We start from the raw sequence: 20,819 nt of genomic DNA, 5'->3' as shown, positions 1-20,819 counted from the left end.
AGATGTGTATAAGAGACAGAGAAAATGACGTAGCACAGCAGCTTGTGCGGCAGGCGGATGGTCACCTGCATCAGCGGAATAAACAGCGGCGTCTTGCTCAGCAGATAAGCAATGACGAGATACACGCACATCTGCTGTAGCAGCAGTAACACCTGGTTAAATTCGTACATAAAAACGGCTCATCCTGAACAACGGGGGCGATCAAATAAGTGCCGGGTATCCGGTCTGGTTTTAGGCGGGCAATTAAATCACGTGGGATCGAAAAAAACAGTGATGCAGGCAAACATTCAGGAGGGAAAAGCAGGCCGGCCCCCAGCTAGAGACCGGCTTGGGTGATTTATGGCAGCACTTTGGCCGACAGGATCACGATAGGTTTGCTCGGGACATTCTGGTAAGGACCGACGTTGCCAGTGGGTACCTGAGAGATTTTATCTACCACGTCCATCCCTTTAACGATCTTGCCAAATACCGCGTAGCCAAAATCACGCTGGCCATGATCGAGGAATGCATTGTCTGCCACGTTCAGGAAGAACTGGCTGGTGGCGCTGTCTTTATCGGCGGTACGCGCCATGGAAATGGTGCCACGCAGGTTACGCAGGCCGTTGTCGGCTTCGTTTTTGATCGGTGCATTGGTGGTTTTCTGCTGCATATCCGCAGTAAAACCGCCGCCCTGAACCATGAAACCTGGGATCACGCGGTGGAAAACGGTGTTGTTGTAGTAACCGCTGTTCACGTAGTCAATAAAGTTCTTGGTTGAGACCGGTGCCTTCTGACTGTCGAGCGCCAATTCGATATTCCCTGCCGAGGTGGTCAGCATGACGTGGGTTTCACCGGCAGCAAATGCGGCGGGTGCCATAGCTGTCAGGGAACACAGCGCAACGAAGGTCACTAAAGTACGTTTGAACATGAACGGGTCCTTTCTTTGAGATACAAACAACGGAAAGCGCTTTGATTCTAAAGAGCTGCGCCCGGCAGCGCCAGCCATTTACCTATATTTACTCAATTGCCGGACGTTTCTGAGTGCGCCCGGTTTTTTCCTGCCGACAGTATGATCCCCGTACTGATTTTTGCCAAGCCGATCACGCATTATTTGCCCATTTTCGCCCTTCATCGTTTTTTGCGACACAAATCCCGGTTTGGTTCTGCAATCCAGCTAGGCTAAATAAATGAGAGCGCTCTCATTTGCGCTGATAACCATAATAATACTGGAGAGCAATGATGAAGAAGATAGTGCTGTGCTGTGCCGCGGGGATGTCCACCAGCATGCTCGTCAAACGCATGCAAACCGAAGCGCAAAAGCGCGAGCTGGCCGTGGAGATTGTGGCGGTAGCGGCTGCGGATTTCGAAGCCGAGTTGCCAACCGCTAGCGTGGTGCTGCTAGGGCCACAGGTGAAATACGAACTGGCCCGCTTCAGCCAGCTTGCCGAGCCGCATGGCCTGCAGGTTGCCGTCATCGACATGATGGATTACGGCACCCTGCGCGGTGACAAGGTATTAGACAAAGCCCTCAGCCTGATCGCCTGACGCCGCGGAGACCCCCATGAGCCTATACGCTTCCCTGATGCGCGTGGTCGAAAGCCATATCGCGCCACTGGCTGGCCGGATCGGTAGCCAGCGCCATATTATTGCCATTCGTGACGGTTTTATCAGCGCCATGCCGTTTTTGATCGTCGGCAGTATCATGCTGATCGTCGCCAACCCGCCGTTTGACGCGACCACCACCTCCAGCTTCGGGCAAGCCTGGTTAGGGTTCGCCAAGAAGCACTGGGACACCATCACCATGCCGTTCTTTATGACCATGGGGTTGATGAGCGTATTTGTCTCTATTGGTACCGCCTACAGTCTGGCAAAGCACTACAAAATGGACGCCCTGACCGCCGCGCTGCTGTCGCTGATGGCATTCCTGCTGGCCTCCGCGCCACAGGTCGACAACAAGATGTCCCTCGATTTTCTGGGTGGCCAGGGGGTATTCACCGCCCTGATCTGCGCCATTTGGTCGGTCGAACTGATCCGCCTGCTGAAAAAGTACAACATCACCATTCGCATGCCGGAACAGGTTCCCCCTGCCATTGCCCGTTCGTTTGAACTGCTGTACCCGGTGGTGGGCATTCTGTTGACGGTCTACCCCGTCAGCCTCCTGATGCAGAGCGAATTTCAACTGTTGCTGCCCGCCGCGATTATGCAGGTGTTCCAGCCGCTGATTTCCGTCGGCGATACGTTGCCAGCCATTCTTTTGGCGGTGCTGATTGCCAACCTGCTGTGGTTTGCCGGTATTCACGGCGACAACATCGTGACCGGCCTGCTGAACCCGATCTTTATGGCTAACCTGGCGACCAACGCCGCGCTGGTCGCCAACGGTGCCGCCATGACCCAAACGCTGACCGCGCCCTTCTGGTCATTCTATGTCTGTATCGGCGGTTCTGGATCCACGCTGGTGTTGGCCTTCCTCTACCTGCGCAGCCGCTCCATTCATCTTCGCACCATCGGCAAGCTGAGCGTGGTTCCGGCGGCTTTCAATATCAATGAACCGCTGCTGTTCGGTTCGCCGGTGGTGATGAACCCAACGCTGTTTATCCCGTTGATTGTGGTGCCGATGGTTAACGCCACTCTGGCTTATTTCGCCCTGCACTGGGACATGGTGGAGAAAATGGTGGCGATGGCCCCCTGGACCGCTCCGGCACCGCTGGGAGCGATGATCTCCGCCTCCTGGGATATCCGTGCCGCCGTATTGGTGCTGGTGCTGATGGTGATAGACCTGGCGATCTGGCTACCGTTCTTCAAGGTGTATGAAAAACAACTAATGGCGCAGGAACACGAGCAGGCTGAGGCTGAACGTGAAGCCAGCAACGCCGCCGCCGCGCAGTAACAGGAGAGATAACGTGACTGAACTGATGGCTGAAGTCAGCCAGGATTTTGAAAGCACCATTATGGAGCTACTGGTATTTGCCGGTAGCGCCCGCAGTAGCGCGCTGATGGCTTTGCAACAGGCCCGTGCCGGTGATTTCACCGGCTCCGCCGAACATATGGCCGAATCCAAGCAGGCGGTGAAGCAGGCCCACCGCATTCAGACCCAACTGATCGGCATGGACGAAGGCTGCGGCAAGCTGGCCATCACCCTGATCACCGTACACGCGCAGGATCACTTGATGAACGCCATGGTCATTCAGGATCTGGCAGATGACATGATCGAACTTTATCGCCGTCAGACACTGCAGGAGGCCCGCTCATGAGTCCATTAAAAATCGCCATTATTGGCGGCGGGAGCAGCTACACGCCGGAGCTGGTGGAAGGCCTGATCCTGCGAATTGAAGAGTTGCCGGTGACCGAGCTGGCATTGGTGGACGTTGAGCCTGGCCGGGAGAAGGTCGAGATCATTGCTGCATTAACCCAGCGAATGTTGGCTCGTAACGGCCTGGAGCAGGTGAAGGTCAGCGTGCATTTCGACCTGGACGAGGCCATTCGCGGTGCCAGTTTCGTCCTCACCCAGTTCCGCGTGGGTCAGTTGCCTGCCAGGGCCGCCGACGAGCGCCTGGGGCTGAAATACCAACTGATCGGCCAGGAAACTACCGGCGTTGGCGGTTTTGCCAAGGCGCTGCGCACCATCCCGGTGATGCTGAATATCGCCCGCAAGGTTGAACAACTGGCACCCGATGCCTGGATCATCAACTTTACCAACCCGGCGGGCATCGTGACCGAAGCCGTTTCGCGCTATACCAAGGCGAAAATCATCGGCCTGTGTAACGTACCGATCAGCATGCATCACATGATCGCCAATATGCTGAAGGCCCCTTACGCCGAGGTGCAGCTGCAATTCGCCGGGTTGAACCACATGGTGTGGGTCCACCAGGTGCTACAAAACGGCAAGGACGTGACCGGCAAAGTGATCGACATGCTGTGTGACGGTGCCGCACTGACCATGAACAACATCAAGGAAGAGCCTTGGCCGCCGGAGTTCCTGCGCGCCGTTGGGGCGATCCCCTGCCCTTATCACCGCTATTTCTACCAGACCAAAGAGATGCTGGAAGAAGAGATTGCCGCCGCAGCCGAACGTGGTACCCGTGCCGAGCAGGTGATGAAAGTAGAGAAGGAGTTGTTCGAACTGTATGCAGACCCGCATCTCGACAGCAAGCCCGAGCAGCTCAGTTTCCGTGGCGGTTCCTTCTATTCCGAAGTGGCGCTGGAGCTGATCCGTGCCATTCACAACAATCTCGGTACGCAATTAGTGGTCAATACCGCAAACCGTGGCGCTATTCGCGGTTTGCCAGACGATGCTGTGATAGAAACCAACTGTATCGTCGATGCTCAGGGCGCTCATCCGCTGACGTTTGGCCAACTGCCGGATTCGATGCATGCGCTGACCCAGCAGGTTAAAGCCTATGAACGGCTGACGATAGAAGCCGCCGTGCATGGCGATCGCCGCAGTGGGCTGCTGGCACTGGTCACCAATCCCCTGGTCGCCAACGCCCAAATTGCCCAGCCGCTGCTGGAAGAAGTGCTGGAGGTGAATAAAGCCTATTTGCCGCAGTTTAACGCATAACCATCAACATTGGGTTCGGCTCGCCGGGCCCACTTATCTCCTGTAATCTGATCAAGTGGGGGGATAAGCCCGTAATCAGGAGCAGCAAAATGGTGACACTGGAAGATGTCGCAGCGATAGCGGGCGTATCCCGCGCGACTGTGTCACGCGTGGTCAACGGCGATAACAAGGTCAAAGCGCTCACCCGCGAGAAGGTCAAACGGGCGGTGGCCGAACTGGGCTATACCCCCAACCCGGCGGCCAGGGCGTTGGCATCCAGCCAAAGTAACACCTTGGGCCTGGTCACCACCTCATACCGAGGCGGCTTCTTTGGTGCCCTGATGGATTTCGTCCAAACCGAAGCCGAGTCCAACGGTAAACAGCTGTTGGTGACCCAAGGCCGCAATAGTGCGGAAAATGAACTGCTGGCGATCCAACGCCTGTTCAGCCTGCGTTGCGACGGCGTGATCCTGCATGTGCGCTGCCTCAGCGACGATCGGCTACGCCAGTTGGCTGCCGAACAGCGCTCCTTTGTGCTGCTGGATCGCCTGGTCCCCGGCCTGGAAGATCGCTGTGTCACCTTCGATCACGTTTACGCCAGCCAGCTTGCTACCCAGCAGTTGATCGACGCGGGCCATCGGCGCATTGCCTGTATCAGCGGTCCAGTGCAGCGAGCCTCCAGCCAACAGCGGTTACAAGGGTTCCTCAATGCGATGCAGGCCGCCAATCTGCAACCGCTAGGCTGCCCGGAAGGGGTGTATGACCTGGAAAGCGGCTACCAGTGCGCTGACCAACTGCTGCGCAGTAAAGCGCTGCCTACGGCGATTTACTGCTGCAACGAAGAAATGGCGATTGGTGCCCTGCTGGCAATTAATGAGCGGCATTTGCGCGTACCACAGGATATCTCGCTAATCTGCTACGACAGCGGCGAGCGAGCGCCGTTTGTCCGCCCGGCGCTCACCAGCGTGCATTTCCCCATTACCGAGATGGCGCAATATGCCGCTCGTCTGCTGATAGATCCACTGACCGCGCCGGTGAGCTTTGAGCCGACCATCATCCAGCGCGATTCGATCGCCACACTCGGTAGCTGATCACATAAAAATCCAAAAACCTTTCATCTCTTGCATCAAAAAATCGATGCTCGTCACATAAACTCCCGTTGTCTATGCTAGGATCCGCCTCCTGGTGGCCTGATCGGGATCTTTTCCAGTTTTTACCAGGAAAAACCTGCGGCCTTATGCCAGCTTTAAACCCCAGGGATCTCAGGTTTCGGCCTGACGGCCCACGGGTATAAACCACAACAAAGATAATCAGGCCTATATACATGAATGACAGCAACCGCATCCGGCTAACCTGGATCAGCTTCTTCTCTTATGCGCTGACCGGTGCATTAGTGATCGTCACAGGGATGGTGATGGGAAACATCGCAGAGTATTTCAATCTGCCGGTTTCCAGCATGAGCAATACCTTTACCTTCCTTAACGCGGGTATTTTGATTTCAATCTTCCTCAATGCCTGGCTGATGGAAATCATTCCGCTGAAACGTCAGCTGATCTTTGGCTTTATCCTGATGCTGCTGGCCATCGCCGGGCTGATGGTAGGCAAAAGCCTGACCCTGTTCTCGCTGTGCATGTTTGTGCTCGGCGTGGTCAGCGGTATCACCATGTCGATCGGCACCTTCCTGATCACCCATATGTATGCTGGCCGCCAACGCGGTTCACGCTTGCTGTTTACCGACTCCTTCTTCAGCATGGCCGGGATGATCTTCCCGATCATCGCCGCAATGCTGCTGGCGCGTAGCATTGGCTGGTACTGGGTTTACGCCTGCATTGGGGTGCTGTACCTGGCCATCTTCGTGCTGACGCTGTGTTCCGAGTTCCCGGTTCTGGGTGACAAAGGGGAGAAAAGCAGCGAGCCGGTGGTGAAAGAGAAATGGGGTATCGGCGTGCTGTTCCTGGCTATCGCTGCGCTGTGCTACATCCTTGGCCAGTTGGGCTTTATCCAATGGGTACCGGAATACGCCACCAAAACCTTCGGCATGAATATCGACCAGGCGGGCAAGGTGGTCAGCAATTTCTGGACTTCTTACATGATCGGTATGTGGGTGTTCAGCTTCGTGCTGCGCTTCTTTGACCTGCAACGCATCGTCACCGTGCTGGCTGCGCTGGCAACGGGTGCCATGTACCTGTTTATCAGCACCGATAATCCTGAGTACCTGAGCTACTACATCATGGCTCTGGGCTTCGTCTCCAGCGCGATCTACACCACGCTGATCACGCTCGGTTCTCAGCAAACCAAGGTTTCCTCACCGAAACTGGTCAACTTTATCCTGACCTGCGGCACCATCGGCACTATGCTGACCTTCGTAGTCACCGGCCCGATCGTTGCCAGCAGCGGAGTCCATGCCGCGCTGACTACGGCCAACGGCCTGTATCTGGCCGTGTTTGTGATGTGTCTGCTGCTCGGTTTTGTGACCAAGCACCGCAACCATGGGCATACCACGCACTAACTGCTGCTAGTTTTCCCCATGAGGGTTCTGCCAACGCAGAACCCTTTTTTTATGTCTAACGCCTGAAGTCGACCTGTTCTTCCTGCTCCAGATACAGCGTGGTTTGCGCAGGCTGGGTGGCCGCGATGACCGCACCAGCACGGATCGAATAGCGTACCGGCGTCTGGCGGCGTACTGCGTCAAAACCGCTGTCTGCGGGTAAGATCACCAAATCGGCACTATTGCCTGCACGCAAACCGTAATCCGTCAGATTCAGGGTTCGTGCGCTGTGGGTGGTGATCAGATCCAATCCGTCATCGATCTGGCCATAGCCCATCAGTTGGCAGACGTGGAGCCCCATATGCAGCACCTGCAACATATTGGCGGTGCCCAACGGATACCAGGGGTCAAACACGTCGTCATGACCAAAGCAGACGTTGATGCCCGCCTCCAGCATCTCCTTCACCCGGGTGATGCCACGCCGCTTGGGATAGGTATCGAAACGTCCTTGCAGGTGAATATTCACCAACGGGTTGGCCACGAAGTTGATACCGGACATTTTCAGCAGCCGGAACAGCCTTGAGGTATAGGCCCCATTGTAGGAATGCATCGCGGTGGTGTGGCTGGCGGTGACCTTGCCGCCCATCTCCAGCTTCAATGCCAGCGCGGCCACGGTCTCCACAAAGCGGGACTGCTCGTCGTCAATCTCGTCGCAGTGCACGTCCACCAGCCGATCATATTTCTGTGCCAGGGCAAAGGCCTTGTGCAGCGACTCCACGCCGTATTCGCGGGTGAATTCAAAATGCGGGATAGCCCCAACCACATCCGCCCCGAGCCGTAATGCCTCCTCCAGCAAGGCTTCCCCATTGGGATATGACATGATCCCTTCCTGAGGAAAAGCCACGATCTGCAGCGTGATCCAAGGAGAGACCTCCTGCTTGACCTCCAGCATGGCGCGCAGCGCGGTCAGTGTAGGATCGGATACGTCAACATGGGTGCGCACATGCTGTACGCCGTTGGCGATTTGCCATTTCAGCGTCTGCCACGCGCGCTGCTTCACGTCTTCATGGGTGAGCAGTGCTTTGCGCTCTGCCCAGCGTTCAATGCCTTCAAACAGCGTGCCGGACTGGTTCCATGCGGGCTGCCCGGCGGTTTGCGTAGTATCCAGGTGGATATGCGGCTCGATAAACGGCGGCAGCGCCAGCCCGCCTTCGGCATCCAACACGTCGCTGCGCCACTCCAGACCCTCAGGCTGTGGAATGATATGCGCGATCCGCCCCTGCTCAATGGCCAACTGCCATAGCCCCTCATGCCCACTCAGGCGCAGATTATCGATAAACTTGACCGGATTGTTCGCCATTTTTTACCTCTGCTCGGCTCACCATTTCTTTCATCATACTGGGCAATGACGAGCTGACAAAATCACCGCTTGGCTTTCCTTCCCCCGGCTACTCCCCAATGAGTATTTTTTGCATTAACTGGCTCGATTCAGCTAAAGTTGAGTAAAAACCGCAACTTATCAAATATCGATAAAAATCATAGATATACCACCTTATAGGTATATAAAGGCTAACTTGACCTGCATCAATAAATTGCCTTCTGGGAGGAATAAGGTACATCCAGGAAATCAGAATTTTGAGGCAATAATGAGCAGAGTCCAACTCGCGGTCATCGGCAATGGCATGGTCGGCCACCGCTTTATCGAAGATCTGCTGGAAAAGGCAGACAAAGACCAGTTCGACATCACCATCTTTTGTGAAGAGCCGCGCATCGCCTACGACCGCGTGCATCTCTCCTCCTATTTCTCCCACCACACTGCCGAAGAACTTTCGCTGGTCCGCGAAGGCTTCTACGAAAAACAGGGCGTCAAAGTGCTGGTGGGAGAGCGCGCAATCACCATTAACCGCGCAGAGAAAGTGATCCACTCCAATACCGGCCGCACGGTGTATTACGACAAGCTGATCATGGCGACCGGCTCCTATCCGTGGATCCCGCCGATCAAAGGTTCAGAGACTCAGGACTGCTTCGTTTACCGCACAATTGAAGATCTTAACGCTATCGAATCCTGCGCCCGCCGCAGTAAACGTGGCGCAGTGGTGGGCGGTGGTCTGCTCGGCCTGGAAGCGGCTGGCGCACTGAAAAGTCTGGGCGTGGAAACCCACGTGATCGAGTTCGCGCCGATGTTGATGGCAGAACAGCTCGATCCGATGGGCGGCGACCAGCTGCGCCGCAAGATCGAGCGCATGGGTGTCAAAGTCCACACCGGCAAGAACACCACCGAAATCATCAACGGCGGCAAAAGCGCACGCAAAACCATGCACTTTGCCGACGGCAGCGAGCTGGAGGTCGACTTTATCGTCTTCTCCACCGGCATCCGTCCGCAGGACAAACTGGCTCACCAGTGCGGGCTGGCTACCGCCCCACGCGGTGGCATTGCGATTAACGATAACTGCCAGACCTCCGATCCGGACGTTTACGCCATTGGTGAATGCGCCTCCTGGCAGCAGCGCACCTTCGGCTTGGTAGCGCCGGGCTACAAGATGGCTCAGGTCGCCGCCGACCATCTGCTGAGCCGTGAAAACAGCTTCCAGGGTGCCGATATGAGCGCCAAGCTGAAGCTGCTGGGGGTCGATGTTGGGGGTATTGGTGATGCGCACGCACGTACCGAAGGCGCCCGCAGCTACGTCTATCTGGATGAAAGCAAAGAGGTGTATAAGCGCCTGGTCGTCAGCGCGGACAACAAAACGTTGCTTGGTGCGGTGCTGGTCGGCGATACCAGCGACTACGGTAACCTGCTGCAGCTGGCACTCAACAACATCGAACTGCCGGAAAATCCGGACAGCCTGATCCTGCCAGCCCATGCCGGCAGCAAGCCTGCCATCGGCGTAGATTCGCTGCCAGAGACCGCACAGATCTGTTCCTGCTTTGACGTCAGCAAGGGCGATATCATCAAAGCGGTGAATATGGGCTGCCATACCGTGGCGGCGATCAAGTCCGAGACCAAGGCCGGTACCGGCTGCGGCGGCTGTATTCCACTGATCACCCAGGTGCTGAATGCCGAACTGAGCAAACAGGGTATTGAGGTTAACCATCACCTGTGCGAACACTTTGCCTATTCTCGCCAGGAGCTATATCACCTGATCCGGGTTGAAGGCATCAAGACCTTCGACGAACTGTTGGCAAAATACGGCAAAGGCTACGGCTGCGAAGTGTGCAAACCGACCGTCGGTTCACTGCTGGCCTCCTGCTGGAACGAGTATGTGCTCAAGCCGCAGCACACCTCGCTGCAAGACACCAACGACAACTTCCTGGGCAACATCCAGAAAGACGGCACCTACTCGGTTATCCCACGCTCTGCCGGTGGTGAAATCACGCCGGAAGGTCTGATCGCCGTCGGCCAGATTGCCAAAGAATACAACCTGTACACCAAGATGACCGGCTCGATGCGTATCGGCATGTTCGGTGCGCAGAAAGACGATCTGCCCGCCATCTGGAGCAAGCTGATCGCCGCCGGTTTCGAAACCGGCCACGCCTACGCCAAGGCGCTGCGGATGGCGAAGACCTGCGTCGGCAGTACCTGGTGCCGCTATGGCGTGGGTGACAGCGTTGGCTTTGGCGTACAGCTTGAACACCGCTACAAAGGCATCCGTACTCCGCACAAGATGAAGTTTGGCGTTTCCGGCTGCACCCGCGAGTGTGCCGAGGCGCAGGGGAAAGACGTTGGCATTATTGCCACCGAGAACGGCTGGAACCTGTATGTCTGCGGCAACGGCGGGATGAAACCGCGCCATGCCGACCTGCTGGCAGCCGATCTCGACAACGAAACGCTGATGCGTTACCTCGACCGTTTCATGATGTTCTACATCCGCACCGGCGATAAGTTGCAGCGTACCTCGGTCTGGCTGGAAAGCCTGGAAGGCGGCATCGATTATCTGCGCAAGGTGATTATCGACGACAAGCTGGGCATCAACGCACAGCTGGAAACCGAAATTGCCCGCCTACGTGAAGCGGTGATCTGCGAATGGAAAGCAACTGTCGAAAATCCTGCATCGCAGGTGCGTTTCGCTCACTTTATTAACAACAGCCAGCGCGATCCTAACGTTCAGGTCGTGGCTGAGCGCGAGCAACATCGCCCAGCACGCCCGGATGAACGCATTCCCGTCACCTTGCTGGAAACCGAGGAGAACAACGCATGAGCCAGTGGAGCACCGTTTGCCCCATCGCCGATATTCTGCCCGCGACCGGCGTCTGTGCGCTGATCGGCACCCAGCAGGTGGCGATATTCCGCCCCTATGCCGACGAACGGCTGTTTGCCATCAGCAATATCGACCCGTTTGCCCAGGCCAGCGTGCTTTCTCGCGGCCTGATTGCCGAGCATCAGGGTGAATTGTGGGTCGCCAGCCCGCTGAAAAAACAGCATTTCCGCCTGCACGACGGTTTCTGTCTGGAAGATGAGAGCCGCTCTGTGGCCAGCTTCGCCAGCCGGGTAGTCGATGGCCTGGTTCAGGTGGCGGCTAAGTAATCCTTCGTCCCTCACTCCAGCCCTCTTCCAAAGGGAGAGGGAGCTGCCCAGAGCACGTAGTTATCCCATGCAGCTACGGAAAGTAGGGAGTGAGAACCACAAAGGCAAGGTAAAACGCTAAGCAATTAACTAGCTCGATCGGTCCCCTCTCCCTGTGGGAGAGGGTTAGGGTGAGGGCGTTTCTTTTTGCCTAACTGACCGGCATTACCCTTATTACAAACACACTTTTTATTATTTATTTCCAGGGAAATCTATGTTCACCGACACCATCAACAAATGCGCTGCCAACGCGGCACGCATCGTCAAACTGGCCAAAGAGAGTCCGCTCGGCTTCTGGATCAGCTCCGCTATGGCCGGGGCCTATGTCGGCCTTGGTATTATCCTGATCTTTACCCTCGGCAACCTGGTCGATCCGTCCATCCGTCCGTTGGTCATGGGTGCCACCTTCGGTATCGCACTGACGCTGGTGATCATCGCCGGTTCAGAACTGTTCACTGGCCATACCATGTTTCTGATGCTGGGCGTCAAGGCCGGTACCATCAAGCAGCGCCAGATGTGGGCCGTACTGCCACAAACCTGGCTAGGAAATCTGCTCGGTTCGGTGCTGGTCGCGCTGATGTATTACTACGGCGGTGGTAGCCTGCTGCCGATTGATACCAGCCTGGTGCATACCGTAGCGCTGGCCAAAACCACCGCCCCTGCAGAAGTGCTGTTTTTCAAAGGCGTACTGTGTAACTGGCTGGTTTGCCTGGCGATCTGGATGGCGTTGCGTGTTGAAGGCGCGGCCAAGTTCATCGCCATCTGGTGGTGTTTGCTGGCGTTTATCGCTTCCGGTTACGAACACTCGGTAGCGAACATGACGCTGTTTGCCCTGTCCTGGTTCGGCCACCACAGCGAAGCCTATACCCTTAGCGGTATCGGTCATAACCTGCTGTGGGTGACTCTGGGCAACATGTTCTCTGGTGCCGTCTTTATGGGCCTCGGTTACTGGTATGCCACGCCACGTGCCCAGCGTCCACAGGCTGAGATTGCAGCTGCTCGCCAAACCGCATAATGCTTTTGGGGGTGAACGATCGCCCCCGTTTACCACTTCCCCGAGGATTGCCGATGGATTACTTACCCATTTTCTGCCAACTGCAACACAAAGCCTGCCTGCTGGTCGGCGGCGGGGAAGTCGCTGAACGTAAGGCTCGCCTGCTGCTGGAGGCTGGTGCGCAGTTAACCGTCAACTCGCTTGAGTTCAGTGAGCAATTCCATATCTGGGCCGAACAGGGCCAGGTGACACTGGTCTCAGGTGAGTTTTCTGCCGACTTGCTGGCAGAGAAATGGTTAGTGATTGCCGCAACCGATCGGGTGGAAGTCAACGCCCTGGTCTATCAGTGCGCCAACCAACGGCAGGTGTTCTGCAACGTGGTGGACGACCCCAAACGCGCCAGCTTTATCATGCCTTCGATTATCGATCGTTCGCCGATTATGGTGGCCGTTTCTTCCGGGGGCAAAGCCCCGGTGCTGGCACGTCTGCTACGGGAAAAACTGGAAGCCATTCTGCCGCAGCACCTGGGCCAACTGGCTCAGTTGGCGGGTTCATTGCGCCAGCGGGTGAAGCAGGAGTTTGGCAGCATTGGCGCTCGTCGCCGCTTCTGGGAAAGGTTGTTCGTACACGACAGGCTGGCGCAATCCCTGGCCAACGGCGATACCCGGCAGGCCAACCAGCAGGTTGAAAAGCTGTTCGCCGATCGTCCTGAAGAACAGGGCGAAGTGGTGCTGGTAGGTGCAGGTCCCGGTGATGCTGGCCTGCTGACGCTGAAAGGTCTGCAACAAATCCAACAGGCTGACGTGGTCGTTTATGACCGCCTGGTCTCTGAAGAAATTATGGCCCTGGTGCGCCGCGATGCCGAGCGCATCTTTGTGGGCAAGCGTGCCGGATACCATTGCGTACCCCAGGAACACATCAATCAGATCCTGGTGGAACAGGCCAGGCGAGGCCTGCGTGTCGTCAGGCTGAAAGGGGGCGATCCCTTCATCTTTGGCCGTGGTGGCGAAGAACTGGAAACGCTGGCCGAAGCGGATATTCCCTTCTCGGTAGTACCAGGGATCACTGCGGCTTCGGGGTGTTCGGCCTACAGCGGCATTCCCCTCACCCACCGCGATCACGCGCAAAGCGTGCGTTTGGTGACGGGCCATGCCAAAGCCGACGGCGGATTGGACTGGGCACAGCTTGCCGCCAAGCAGCAAACGCTGGTGTTCTATATGGGGTTAACTCAGGCGGCAGAAATCCAGCAGCAGCTGATCGCTCACGGTATGGCTTCCTCGATGTCCGTGGCGCTGGTCGAAAACGGCACCTCAACTCGCCAACGAGTGATCGAAGGCCAGTTGGCACAACTGGGTGAGCTAGCAAAACAAGCTGAGAGCCCAAGCCTGATTATCGTTGGCAGCGTCGTCAGCCTGCGCAGCAAGCTGAACTGGTTTGCCAGCCAGGAAACACCGGCAGACCTGAGCAAAATAGCATAAAAAAAGCGACCCTTTGGCCGCTTCAGATTGGGAGCAATGTTGCTAAGTTTGTAGTTTCGCACCTAGGCTAGGGCGCCGCATGCTGCGCCCTAGCCTGGCGAACGGATTGAGACTGTATCTGCATCCATTAAGGGTGCGGTACAAAACCTACGGCTTCATACACCTTCGCCAAGGTTTCCTGCGCACGAGCTCGGGCTTTCGCCGCGCCATCACGCATCACCTGCTGTAACAGAGCCTCATCGTTGCGGAAACGGTGATAGCGCTCTTGCAGCTCGACCAACATACCAGACACGGCCTCTGCTACAGCGCCCTTCAGGTGACCATACATCTGGCCCTCAAACTCGGCCTCCAACTGGGCAATGCTCTTGCCGGTCACACCGGAAAGGATATCCAGCAGGTTGGACACCCCCGCTTTATTGGCAACGTCGTAACGAATGACTGGCGGATCTTGGGAATCGGTCATCGCACGTTTGATCTTCTTGGTCACCGCCTTCGGATCTTCCAGCAGGCCGATCACGTTGTTACGGTTATCGTCCGACTTGGACATCTTCTTGGTCGGCTCTTGCAGCGACATCACGCGCGCGCCAGATTTCGGAATAAACGGCTCCGGCACCTTGAACACGTCGCCATACAGCGCGTTGAAGCGCTGGCCAACGTCACGGCTCAGTTCCAGATGCTGCTTCTGGTCTTCACCGACCGGCACCTGATTGGTCTGGTACAGCAGAATGTCTGCCGCCATCAGTACCGGATAGCTGAACAGACCGGCGTTGATGTTTTCCGCATAGCGCGACGACTTGTCTTTGAACTGGGTCATGCGGCTCAGTTCACCGAAATAGGTGTAGCAGTTCAGCACCCAGCTCAGTTGCGTATGTTCCGGCACATGAGACTGCACGAAGATGGTACTTTTCTCTGGATCGATACCACAGGCCAGGTACAGCGCCAGCGTATCCAGGGTGGCTTTACGCAGCTGTTGTGCATCCTGACGCACGGTGATGGCATGCAGATCGACGATGCAGTAGATGCAATCAAACTCGTCCTGCAGCTGCACCCACTGGCGCAGCGCCCCCATGTAGTTGCCGATAGTCAGTTCACCGGACGGCTGCGCGCCGCTGAAAACGATGGGCTTACTCATAGTTAAATTTCCCGATCTTCTAAAGATGACAGCCCAAGTGCGGGCAACAAATCGGCGAAGCGCTCCAACACGCGGTCGGGGTGGCTCAGGGCGATCGCTTCACCGTAGTTATATCCGTAAGTCAGACCGACGCTCGGGCAACCTGCCGCCTGCGCCGCCTGAATATCATTGCGCGAATCCCCGACGAACAGCACTTCACCGGCCCGCAGGCCAAGCTTGCCGAACACCAGATACAGCGGGGCAGGATGTGGCTTTTTCTCCACCACGTCGTCACCGCCGATGATCAGCGAGAAAAAGTCGATAATGCCGAGCGACGTCAGCAAAGGGGCCACAAAGGGTGTCGGTTTGTTGGTGACCAGCGCCAGCGGGTAGCCAAGCTTGGCCAACTGAGCCAGCGTCTCTATTACCTGTGGGAACAGGCGGCTGCCGCTTTCTACGGTTTGCCCATAGAAATGGTCGAAACGTTGACGCATTTGCAAACACCGCTCCGGCGTGGCTTCCACCTCTGCCCAGCGCAGCGCACGCTGGACCAGCACATCGGCACCGTTACCAATCCAGGTGCCAACACGGGCCTCACCGGCCTGCGGCAGACCCATTTCCGCCAACGCCATATCAATGGCCGCCGCCAATCCCGGCGCACTGTCTACCAGCGTACCGTCGAGATCGAAGGCCAGACCACGGATGGCGCTAAAATCAGCCATGACTCGCCTTTGCCAGCTCACTGCGCATCTGATCGATCACCGCACGGTAATCCGGTTTGCCAAAGATGGCGGAGCCTGCCACGAACATGTCCGCCCCCGCTGCTGCGATCTCGGCAATGTTGTCGACCTTCACGCCACCGTCCACTTCCAGGCGAATATCGCGGCCGCTTTCGTCGATCAGTTTGCGAACCTGACGCAGCTTGTCTAACGTGCCATGGATAAAGGATTGACCGCCAAAACCGGGGTTGACCGACATCAGCAGGATCACGTCGATCTTGTCCATCACGTAATCGAGATAGCTCAACGGGGTCGCTGGGTTAAACACCAGGCCCGCCTTGCAGCCGTTCTCTTTGATCAGTTGGATGGTACGGTCGACGTGTTCGGAAGCTTCGGGATGGAAAGAGATGTAGGTTGCCCCAGCCTTGGCAAAGTCCGGCACGATGCGATCGACCGGTTTTACCATCAGATGGACGTCAATCGGTGCGGTAATGCCGTAATTGCGCAAGGCTTCGCACACCATTGGCCCGATCGTCAGATTAGGCACGTAGTGGTTATCCATCACGTCAAAATGCACCACGTCGGCGCCAGCGGCCAACACTTTGGCAGTATCTTCACCCAGGCGGGCAAAATCTGCAGACAGAATGGACGGGGCAATCAAAAACTTTTTCATCCGCTTCTCCAAACGTAGGGGTCGAGTTATTCAGCTTTTTTATACAGCGCCAGAAGTTCGTTCACTTTACTGCGGCCTAAAATATTGCGGCTGATGGTGCGACGAGCCTTCACCACATGCAGCGAAGCATGCTGATACCAGTCACGCGTCAGCTCGGTGTCATGGTTGGAAATCAACACCGGCACCTGGCTTTCAACCGACAGCTGATGTGCAATGCGCGCCAGCCCTTGCTGATCGGCCAGGCTAAAGCTGTTGGTGTGATAAGCGGTAAAATTCGCCGTTGCCGACAGAGGAGCATATGGCGGATCGCAATAGACCACCGCACCTTGGGTCGCCTTCACCATGGTATCGTGATAGTGCTCGCAGACAAAAGTGGCATTGCGTGATTTTTCAGCAAACCAATACAGCTCTTCTTCCGGGAAATAGGGTTTCTTGTAACGCCCAAACGGCACATTGAACTCACCACGCAGGTTATAGCGGCACAGGCCGTTATAGCAGTGGCGGTTCAGATACAGGAACAGCAGTGCACGCCGATACTCATCGGCGGTGGTGTTGAACTCTTCGCGCAGCAGGTAGAACTGCTCAGAGTTATTGAATTCGTCGGTGAAAAGCAAGCGGGCATCGCGCACGAAATCATTCGTGCGCAGCTTAACGATGTTATACAGGCTGATAAGGTCGCTGTTGATATCGGCGAGAATATAAGCCTCATACTCTGTGTTCAGGAAGACTGAACCCGCGCCCACGAAGGGCTCGATTAAGCAGTTACCCTCTGGTAAATGACGACGGATCTCGTCTATCAGCGGGTATTTTCCACCAGCCCATTTTAAAAAAGCGCGGTTTTTCTTCATGCCGTCAGTTAGCTACTTATTACAATTCAGAGCGGCGGATATGTACTCTGCTTCAGACAGCACATCAGCGCACAAAATTAATGATTATTTTTTCAGGTCTTGCTGTACTTGCTGTACAGGGCGGACCCATGGTTTTTTCGCCTGAACTTCCGCCGGCAGCGTAGCGATAGCACGCTTGGCCTCCGCCGAAGAAGCGTAGTTGCCGCTCACTAATACATACCAGGGTTTACCATCACGCTTGGTCTCGTACACCATAAAGTGTGGCAAATTCTGTTGCTTGGCAAAGGCATTCAACGTATCGGAGCGTGAGGCACTGCTCAACTGCAGCGTGTAATGGCTACCCGGTGCGGTTTTCAGTGAGCTTCCGCTGCCGCTCACCACACCACTCTTGCCTTTGGCCGGTGGGGTGTAAACCGTGGTGGTGGTCGCAGAAGGTTTGACCGATGCTGTCGGCTTGGTTGCTGCTGGCTTGGTGGCAGGCGTTTTATGCGGCTGCGTCGCAGCGGTTGCATTGCCATTCGCTGCCGGGCGCGCGGCAGCACCGTTCATCACGGTCGCCGGAGCGGTTGGTAAAGTGGAAACCGGGGCATTGATACTTTGCGCGGCAGCAGCATCAACCTGACCTTGTTGTGAAGACAAGGCATCGGCCATGTTGCCTGGCAGATCGACACGCTCACCAGCACCGCCCTGTGGCACTACAGGTTGTGCTTCGGTCGGCGTGCTGGAGATAGGCGGGACGCTAACAGTCTGAGGCTGAGAGGTGCTGACACCGTTGTTATCGTTGGTATCCGTAGTGCCCCCCGCAACGCCGTTGTTGCTGGTGGTCAGCGACGATGAGCCCGACAGATTGATGTCTCGGGTTGCCCCTTGCTGTTGCGCTGTCTCGTGTTTAGTAGGTGCCTTCAGCGCCGAACCGATGCCGATGATCAGCAACAGCAGCACCAAAATGCCAATCCCAATCATCATATGCTGACGTGAAACGGCAAAACGCGGCCCAGTTGCGGCTGGCCGACGTGAACGCGAAGGACGGCGATCGCTGGTATCAGGCCTGAGATCGTCTTCTGGTTTAAATTCATCCATCTGAAACCCTCCAACTAGAGGCAAAATCTCGCCACCCAGGTGGTTCGAGACTATTAACCCGATGATGGCAAAGCGACATCTGTCTCGCCCTGCGCACAATTTTTATAGAGTCTAACAGCAGCCAAGCTACTGTTATAGCCCGCAAGCTCAAGCACTGTCGACCTGCGTCAAATTACGCCATCCATGGAATTGCCCGGCGGGCAAGTACAGCTCAGATAGCAGCAGAGAAACGGCTGCATATCGACCTGGCGAAACGTTAATGCTATTGAGTGTAACCGACTTACGCGCGCTGTGTTGGTAAACAGTCGGCGATGGATGCCAGCACCAGCTCATGGGCGACACCGCCACGAACTTCTGCTTCACCAATACCCTTCGGCAATACCAAACGCAACGCCCCCGCCAACACTTTTTTATCACGCAGCATGTGTGGCAGATAGGCCTCAGGCGTCATTTCCTGCGGCCCGCAAACCGGCAACCCGGCGCGCAGCAGCAGCGCCTTGATCCGTTCGATATCGTCAGCCGAGAACTGGCCCAGGCGACGTGCTGTTTCAGCAGCCATCACCATGCCAGCCGCCACGGCTTCACCGTGCAGCCAGACACCGTAGCCCATTTCGGCTTCGATGGCATGGCCGTAGGTATGGCCCAGATTGAGCAACGCCCGCAGACCGTTTTCACGTTCATCGGCGGCCACCACTTCGGCCTTCAATTCGCAACAGCGGCGGATGCAGTACGCTAACGCGTCCATATCCAGCGCAACCAGCGCATCAATATTATTTTCCAGCCAGACGAAAAAATCACCATCGAGAATAATCCCGTACTTGATCACTTCCGCCAAACCAGAGGAGAGTTCACGCGCCGGTAAAGTACGCAGGCAGTCCAGATCTACCACCACCGAAGCCGGTTGGTAGAAGGCGCCGATCATATTTTTACCGAGCGGATGATTGACGGCGGTTTTGCCGCCAACGGAGGAGTCCACCTGCGAGAGCAGCGTGGTAGGAACCTGGATAAAACGCACACCGCGTTGATAGCACGCTGCGGCAAAGCCGGTCAGATCGCCAATCACGCCGCCGCCGAGGGCAATTAGCGTGGTATCGCGACCGTGGGGCTTTTCCAGCAGCGCCGAGAACACCTGCTCGAGTACGGCCAGAGATTTATACTGTTCGCCATCAGGTAGAATCACCTGATCCACCACTACGCCGCCCTGTTCCAGCACCGACCGGATACGCTCCAGATACAAGGGTGCCAAAGTCTGGTTGGTGACCAGCATGACCTGTTCACCCGCCTTTAGCGGCATAAAAGAAGCCGGATCGTCAAACAATCCGGCGGCTATGGTAATCGGGTAGCTACGCTCCCCAAGCGTTACGGTAATTCTCTCCATGTCGCGCTCAGTTCTCGGTGTGGTTTATCCCCGCCAACGCGGGGAACACAATCAGAATTTCCGCATTTGCCCGCGGCCAACACGGAACCCGCTATCAGTTACTTTCCAGCATGTTGATAATCTGGTTGGCAACCACTTTAGCGCTTTGATCGTCGGTGCGGATAGTGACATCTGCAATTTCTTCGTACAACGGATTGCGCTCTCTAGCCAGCGCTTCCAGCACCTCACGCGGAGGAGAGTCTACCTGCAGCAGCGGACGCTTCTTGTCGCGCTGAGTACGGGCCAACTGCTTCTCGATAGTGGTTTCTAAATAGACCACGACACCACGCGCCGACAGGCGGTTACGCGTTTCACGCGACTTAACCGAGCCCCCGCCGGTAGCCAGCACAATCCCTTGCTTTTCCGTCAGTTCATTAATGACTTTTTCTTCACGATCGCGGAAACCTTCTTCCCCTTCCACGTCGAATACCCAGCCCACGTCAGCTCCGGTACGTCGCTCAATTTCTTGATCGGAGTCGAAAAACTCCATATTGAGTTGCTGAGCTAACTGACGGCCAATAGTGCTTTTGCCGGCACCCATAGGCCCAACCAGAAAGATATTGCGTTTCTCTGCCATGTTTTTCGGTATTACTAAGACAATTCGTTAATGATAACCCGCCCCGCCAATCAAATTAGCGGCGGGACCTAAACTGAAACCTCATGAGCGATAGTGCGAGATCAGACGAAAAATTATCTCAACACTCTTGGTAGTTTGGCAACCGAATAAATCACTATCCACGCCGCAGGAGGGAAACCATACGTTTTTAACGGCGTCTTATACCCTATGGATCCCAGGTTTCAGCCTGGAAGACGACGGGTACAGCATTAACAAAAAAACCTCGGTGCTCAATTCGGTAACCCTTGTAAGCTAAATCGGCCGCAGCGTCAAACTCAGATGCCTCTAAGGCACGAAAAAAAGTGCATTTGCTTGCCA

At 56.1% G+C, this 20,819-nt stretch carries 19 protein-coding genes; 10 read left to right on the top strand and 9 right to left on the bottom strand.

The features are described 5' to 3' along the window. Positions 1-337: 337 nt before the first annotated feature. The gene (ppiA, locus tag A6U95_RS07475) at positions 338-907 is read right to left on the bottom strand and encodes a peptidylprolyl isomerase A (protein ID WP_024527555.1); all 570 of its coding nucleotides are present in this window, start codon (positions 905-907) and stop codon (positions 338-340) included. Positions 908-1,218: 311 nt separating this feature from the next. Between ppiA and A6U95_RS07470 the strand changes: the two genes are divergently transcribed. The 6 genes from A6U95_RS07470 (at position 1,219) to tsgA (ending at position 7,025) form a co-directional block, all read left to right on the top strand. Further along, complete coding sequence (locus A6U95_RS07470) at positions 1,219-1,524, top strand: PTS sugar transporter subunit IIB (RefSeq protein WP_065684036.1); 306 nt, start codon at positions 1,219-1,221, stop codon at positions 1,522-1,524. Positions 1,525-1,540: 16 nt separating this feature from the next. Beyond that, positions 1,541-2,866, top strand: coding sequence for a PTS sugar transporter subunit IIC (locus A6U95_RS07465; RefSeq protein WP_065684035.1), 1,326 nt, complete (start codon positions 1,541-1,543; stop codon positions 2,864-2,866). A gap of 25 nt (positions 2,867-2,891) precedes the next feature. Then, on the top strand, positions 2,892-3,230 hold the full coding sequence (locus A6U95_RS07460) for a PTS lactose/cellobiose transporter subunit IIA (RefSeq protein ID WP_065684047.1): 339 nt from the start codon (positions 2,892-2,894) through the stop codon (positions 3,228-3,230). Then, positions 3,227-4,537, top strand: a complete 1,311-nt coding sequence (locus A6U95_RS07455) for a 6-phospho-beta-glucosidase (protein ID WP_065684034.1) — start codon at positions 3,227-3,229, stop codon at positions 4,535-4,537. Before A6U95_RS07460 ends, A6U95_RS07455 begins: the two co-directional genes overlap by 4 nt. An 89-nt stretch (positions 4,538-4,626) precedes the next feature. Continuing rightward, positions 4,627-5,607, top strand: coding sequence for a LacI family DNA-binding transcriptional regulator (locus A6U95_RS07450; RefSeq protein ID WP_065684033.1), 981 nt, complete (start codon positions 4,627-4,629; stop codon positions 5,605-5,607). Between the two features lie 233 nt (positions 5,608-5,840). After that, a complete protein-coding gene (tsgA, locus tag A6U95_RS07445) occupies positions 5,841-7,025 on the top strand; it encodes an MFS transporter TsgA (protein WP_021181688.1) in 1,185 nt (394 codons plus the stop codon). 55 nt (positions 7,026-7,080) lie between these two features. Here the strand turns inward: tsgA and A6U95_RS07440 are convergent, their stop codons facing one another. Next, positions 7,081-8,364 (bottom strand): cytosine deaminase, encoded by a 1,284-nt coding sequence (locus A6U95_RS07440; RefSeq protein ID WP_065684032.1) that lies wholly within the window; start codon positions 8,362-8,364, stop codon positions 7,081-7,083. 286 nt (positions 8,365-8,650) lie between these two features. On the opposite strand from A6U95_RS07440, the gene nirB reads away from it, so the two are divergent. The 4 genes from nirB to cysG all read left to right on the top strand — a co-directional run bounded on the left by nirB (position 8,651) and on the right by cysG (position 14,037). Further along, positions 8,651-11,200 (top strand): nitrite reductase large subunit NirB, encoded by a 2,550-nt coding sequence (gene nirB, locus A6U95_RS07435; RefSeq protein WP_065684031.1) that lies wholly within the window; start codon positions 8,651-8,653, stop codon positions 11,198-11,200. Then, complete coding sequence (gene nirD / locus A6U95_RS07430; RefSeq protein WP_065684030.1) at positions 11,197-11,526, top strand: nitrite reductase small subunit NirD; 330 nt, start codon at positions 11,197-11,199, stop codon at positions 11,524-11,526. The genes nirB and nirD overlap by 4 nt, the downstream gene beginning before the upstream one ends. A gap of 253 nt (positions 11,527-11,779) precedes the next feature. After that, positions 11,780-12,580: a nitrite transporter NirC gene (nirC, locus tag A6U95_RS07425; protein WP_065684029.1), complete on the top strand. Its 801-nt coding sequence runs from the start codon at positions 11,780-11,782 to the stop codon at positions 12,578-12,580. A 53-nt stretch (positions 12,581-12,633) separates the two neighbouring features. Continuing rightward, positions 12,634-14,037: a siroheme synthase CysG gene (gene cysG / locus A6U95_RS07420; RefSeq protein ID WP_065684028.1), complete on the top strand. Its 1,404-nt coding sequence runs from the start codon at positions 12,634-12,636 to the stop codon at positions 14,035-14,037. A 127-nt stretch (positions 14,038-14,164) separates the two neighbouring features. On the opposite strand, the gene trpS is transcribed toward cysG, so the two are convergent. From trpS to aroK, 7 genes are all read right to left on the bottom strand, one after another. Continuing rightward, on the bottom strand, positions 14,165-15,169 hold the full coding sequence (trpS, locus tag A6U95_RS07415) for a tryptophan--tRNA ligase (protein WP_021181695.1): 1,005 nt from the start codon (positions 15,167-15,169) through the stop codon (positions 14,165-14,167). 2 nt (positions 15,170-15,171) lie between these two features. Continuing rightward, positions 15,172-15,870, bottom strand: a complete 699-nt coding sequence (locus tag A6U95_RS07410; protein WP_065684027.1) for a phosphoglycolate phosphatase — start codon at positions 15,868-15,870, stop codon at positions 15,172-15,174. After that, complete coding sequence (gene rpe, locus A6U95_RS07405; RefSeq protein WP_065684026.1) at positions 15,863-16,540, bottom strand: ribulose-phosphate 3-epimerase; 678 nt, start codon at positions 16,538-16,540, stop codon at positions 15,863-15,865. The genes A6U95_RS07410 and rpe overlap by 8 nt, the downstream gene beginning before the upstream one ends. 26 nt (positions 16,541-16,566) lie before the next feature. Next, positions 16,567-17,388, bottom strand: coding sequence for an adenine-specific DNA-methyltransferase (gene dam / locus A6U95_RS07400; RefSeq protein ID WP_024527566.1), 822 nt, complete (start codon positions 17,386-17,388; stop codon positions 16,567-16,569). A gap of 84 nt (positions 17,389-17,472) precedes the next feature. Next, positions 17,473-18,468: an SPOR domain-containing protein gene (locus A6U95_RS07395; RefSeq protein ID WP_065684025.1), complete on the bottom strand. Its 996-nt coding sequence runs from the start codon at positions 18,466-18,468 to the stop codon at positions 17,473-17,475. A gap of 280 nt (positions 18,469-18,748) precedes the next feature. Then, the gene (gene aroB / locus A6U95_RS07390; RefSeq protein WP_024527568.1) at positions 18,749-19,846 is read right to left on the bottom strand and encodes a 3-dehydroquinate synthase; all 1,098 of its coding nucleotides are present in this window, start codon (positions 19,844-19,846) and stop codon (positions 18,749-18,751) included. A gap of 94 nt (positions 19,847-19,940) precedes the next feature. Next, a complete protein-coding gene (gene aroK, locus A6U95_RS07385; protein WP_005271698.1) occupies positions 19,941-20,462 on the bottom strand; it encodes a shikimate kinase AroK in 522 nt (173 codons plus the stop codon). Positions 20,463-20,819 lie beyond the last annotated feature (357 nt).

Source organism: Serratia sp. 14-2641, assembly GCF_001692375.1.
GTDB lineage: Bacteria > Pseudomonadota > Gammaproteobacteria > Enterobacterales > Enterobacteriaceae > Chania > Chania fonticola_C.
Note: the sequence above shows the minus strand (reverse complement) of the source record. Positions and strands in the feature narration are given on the sequence as shown.

Excerpts from the sequence above, each read along its gene's own strand:
- ppiA (WP_024527555.1), bottom strand. The coding sequence starts at position 907 with ATGTTCAAACGTACTTTAGTGACCTTCGTTGCGCTGTGTTCCCTGACA.
- A6U95_RS07470 (WP_065684036.1), top strand. The coding sequence starts at position 1,219 with ATGAAGAAGATAGTGCTGTGCTGTGCCGCGGGGATGTCCACCAGCATG.
- A6U95_RS07465 (WP_065684035.1), top strand. The coding sequence starts at position 1,541 with ATGAGCCTATACGCTTCCCTGATGCGCGTGGTCGAAAGCCATATCGCG.
- A6U95_RS07460 (WP_065684047.1), top strand. The coding sequence starts at position 2,892 with ATGGCTGAAGTCAGCCAGGATTTTGAAAGCACCATTATGGAGCTACTG.
- A6U95_RS07455 (WP_065684034.1), top strand. The coding sequence starts at position 3,227 with ATGAGTCCATTAAAAATCGCCATTATTGGCGGCGGGAGCAGCTACACG.
- A6U95_RS07450 (WP_065684033.1), top strand. The coding sequence starts at position 4,627 with ATGGTGACACTGGAAGATGTCGCAGCGATAGCGGGCGTATCCCGCGCG.
- tsgA (WP_021181688.1), top strand. The coding sequence starts at position 5,841 with ATGAATGACAGCAACCGCATCCGGCTAACCTGGATCAGCTTCTTCTCT.
- A6U95_RS07440 (WP_065684032.1), bottom strand. The coding sequence starts at position 8,364 with ATGGCGAACAATCCGGTCAAGTTTATCGATAATCTGCGCCTGAGTGGG.
- nirB (WP_065684031.1), top strand. The coding sequence starts at position 8,651 with ATGAGCAGAGTCCAACTCGCGGTCATCGGCAATGGCATGGTCGGCCAC.
- nirD (WP_065684030.1), top strand. The coding sequence starts at position 11,197 with ATGAGCCAGTGGAGCACCGTTTGCCCCATCGCCGATATTCTGCCCGCG.
- nirC (WP_065684029.1), top strand. The coding sequence starts at position 11,780 with ATGTTCACCGACACCATCAACAAATGCGCTGCCAACGCGGCACGCATC.
- cysG (WP_065684028.1), top strand. The coding sequence starts at position 12,634 with ATGGATTACTTACCCATTTTCTGCCAACTGCAACACAAAGCCTGCCTG.
- trpS (WP_021181695.1), bottom strand. The coding sequence starts at position 15,169 with ATGAGTAAGCCCATCGTTTTCAGCGGCGCGCAGCCGTCCGGTGAACTG.
- A6U95_RS07410 (WP_065684027.1), bottom strand. The coding sequence starts at position 15,870 with ATGGCTGATTTTAGCGCCATCCGTGGTCTGGCCTTCGATCTCGACGGT.
- rpe (WP_065684026.1), bottom strand. The coding sequence starts at position 16,540 with ATGAAAAAGTTTTTGATTGCCCCGTCCATTCTGTCTGCAGATTTTGCC.
- dam (WP_024527566.1), bottom strand. The coding sequence starts at position 17,388 with ATGAAGAAAAACCGCGCTTTTTTAAAATGGGCTGGTGGAAAATACCCG.
- A6U95_RS07395 (WP_065684025.1), bottom strand. The coding sequence starts at position 18,468 with ATGGATGAATTTAAACCAGAAGACGATCTCAGGCCTGATACCAGCGAT.
- aroB (WP_024527568.1), bottom strand. The coding sequence starts at position 19,846 with ATGGAGAGAATTACCGTAACGCTTGGGGAGCGTAGCTACCCGATTACC.
- aroK (WP_005271698.1), bottom strand. The coding sequence starts at position 20,462 with ATGGCAGAGAAACGCAATATCTTTCTGGTTGGGCCTATGGGTGCCGGC.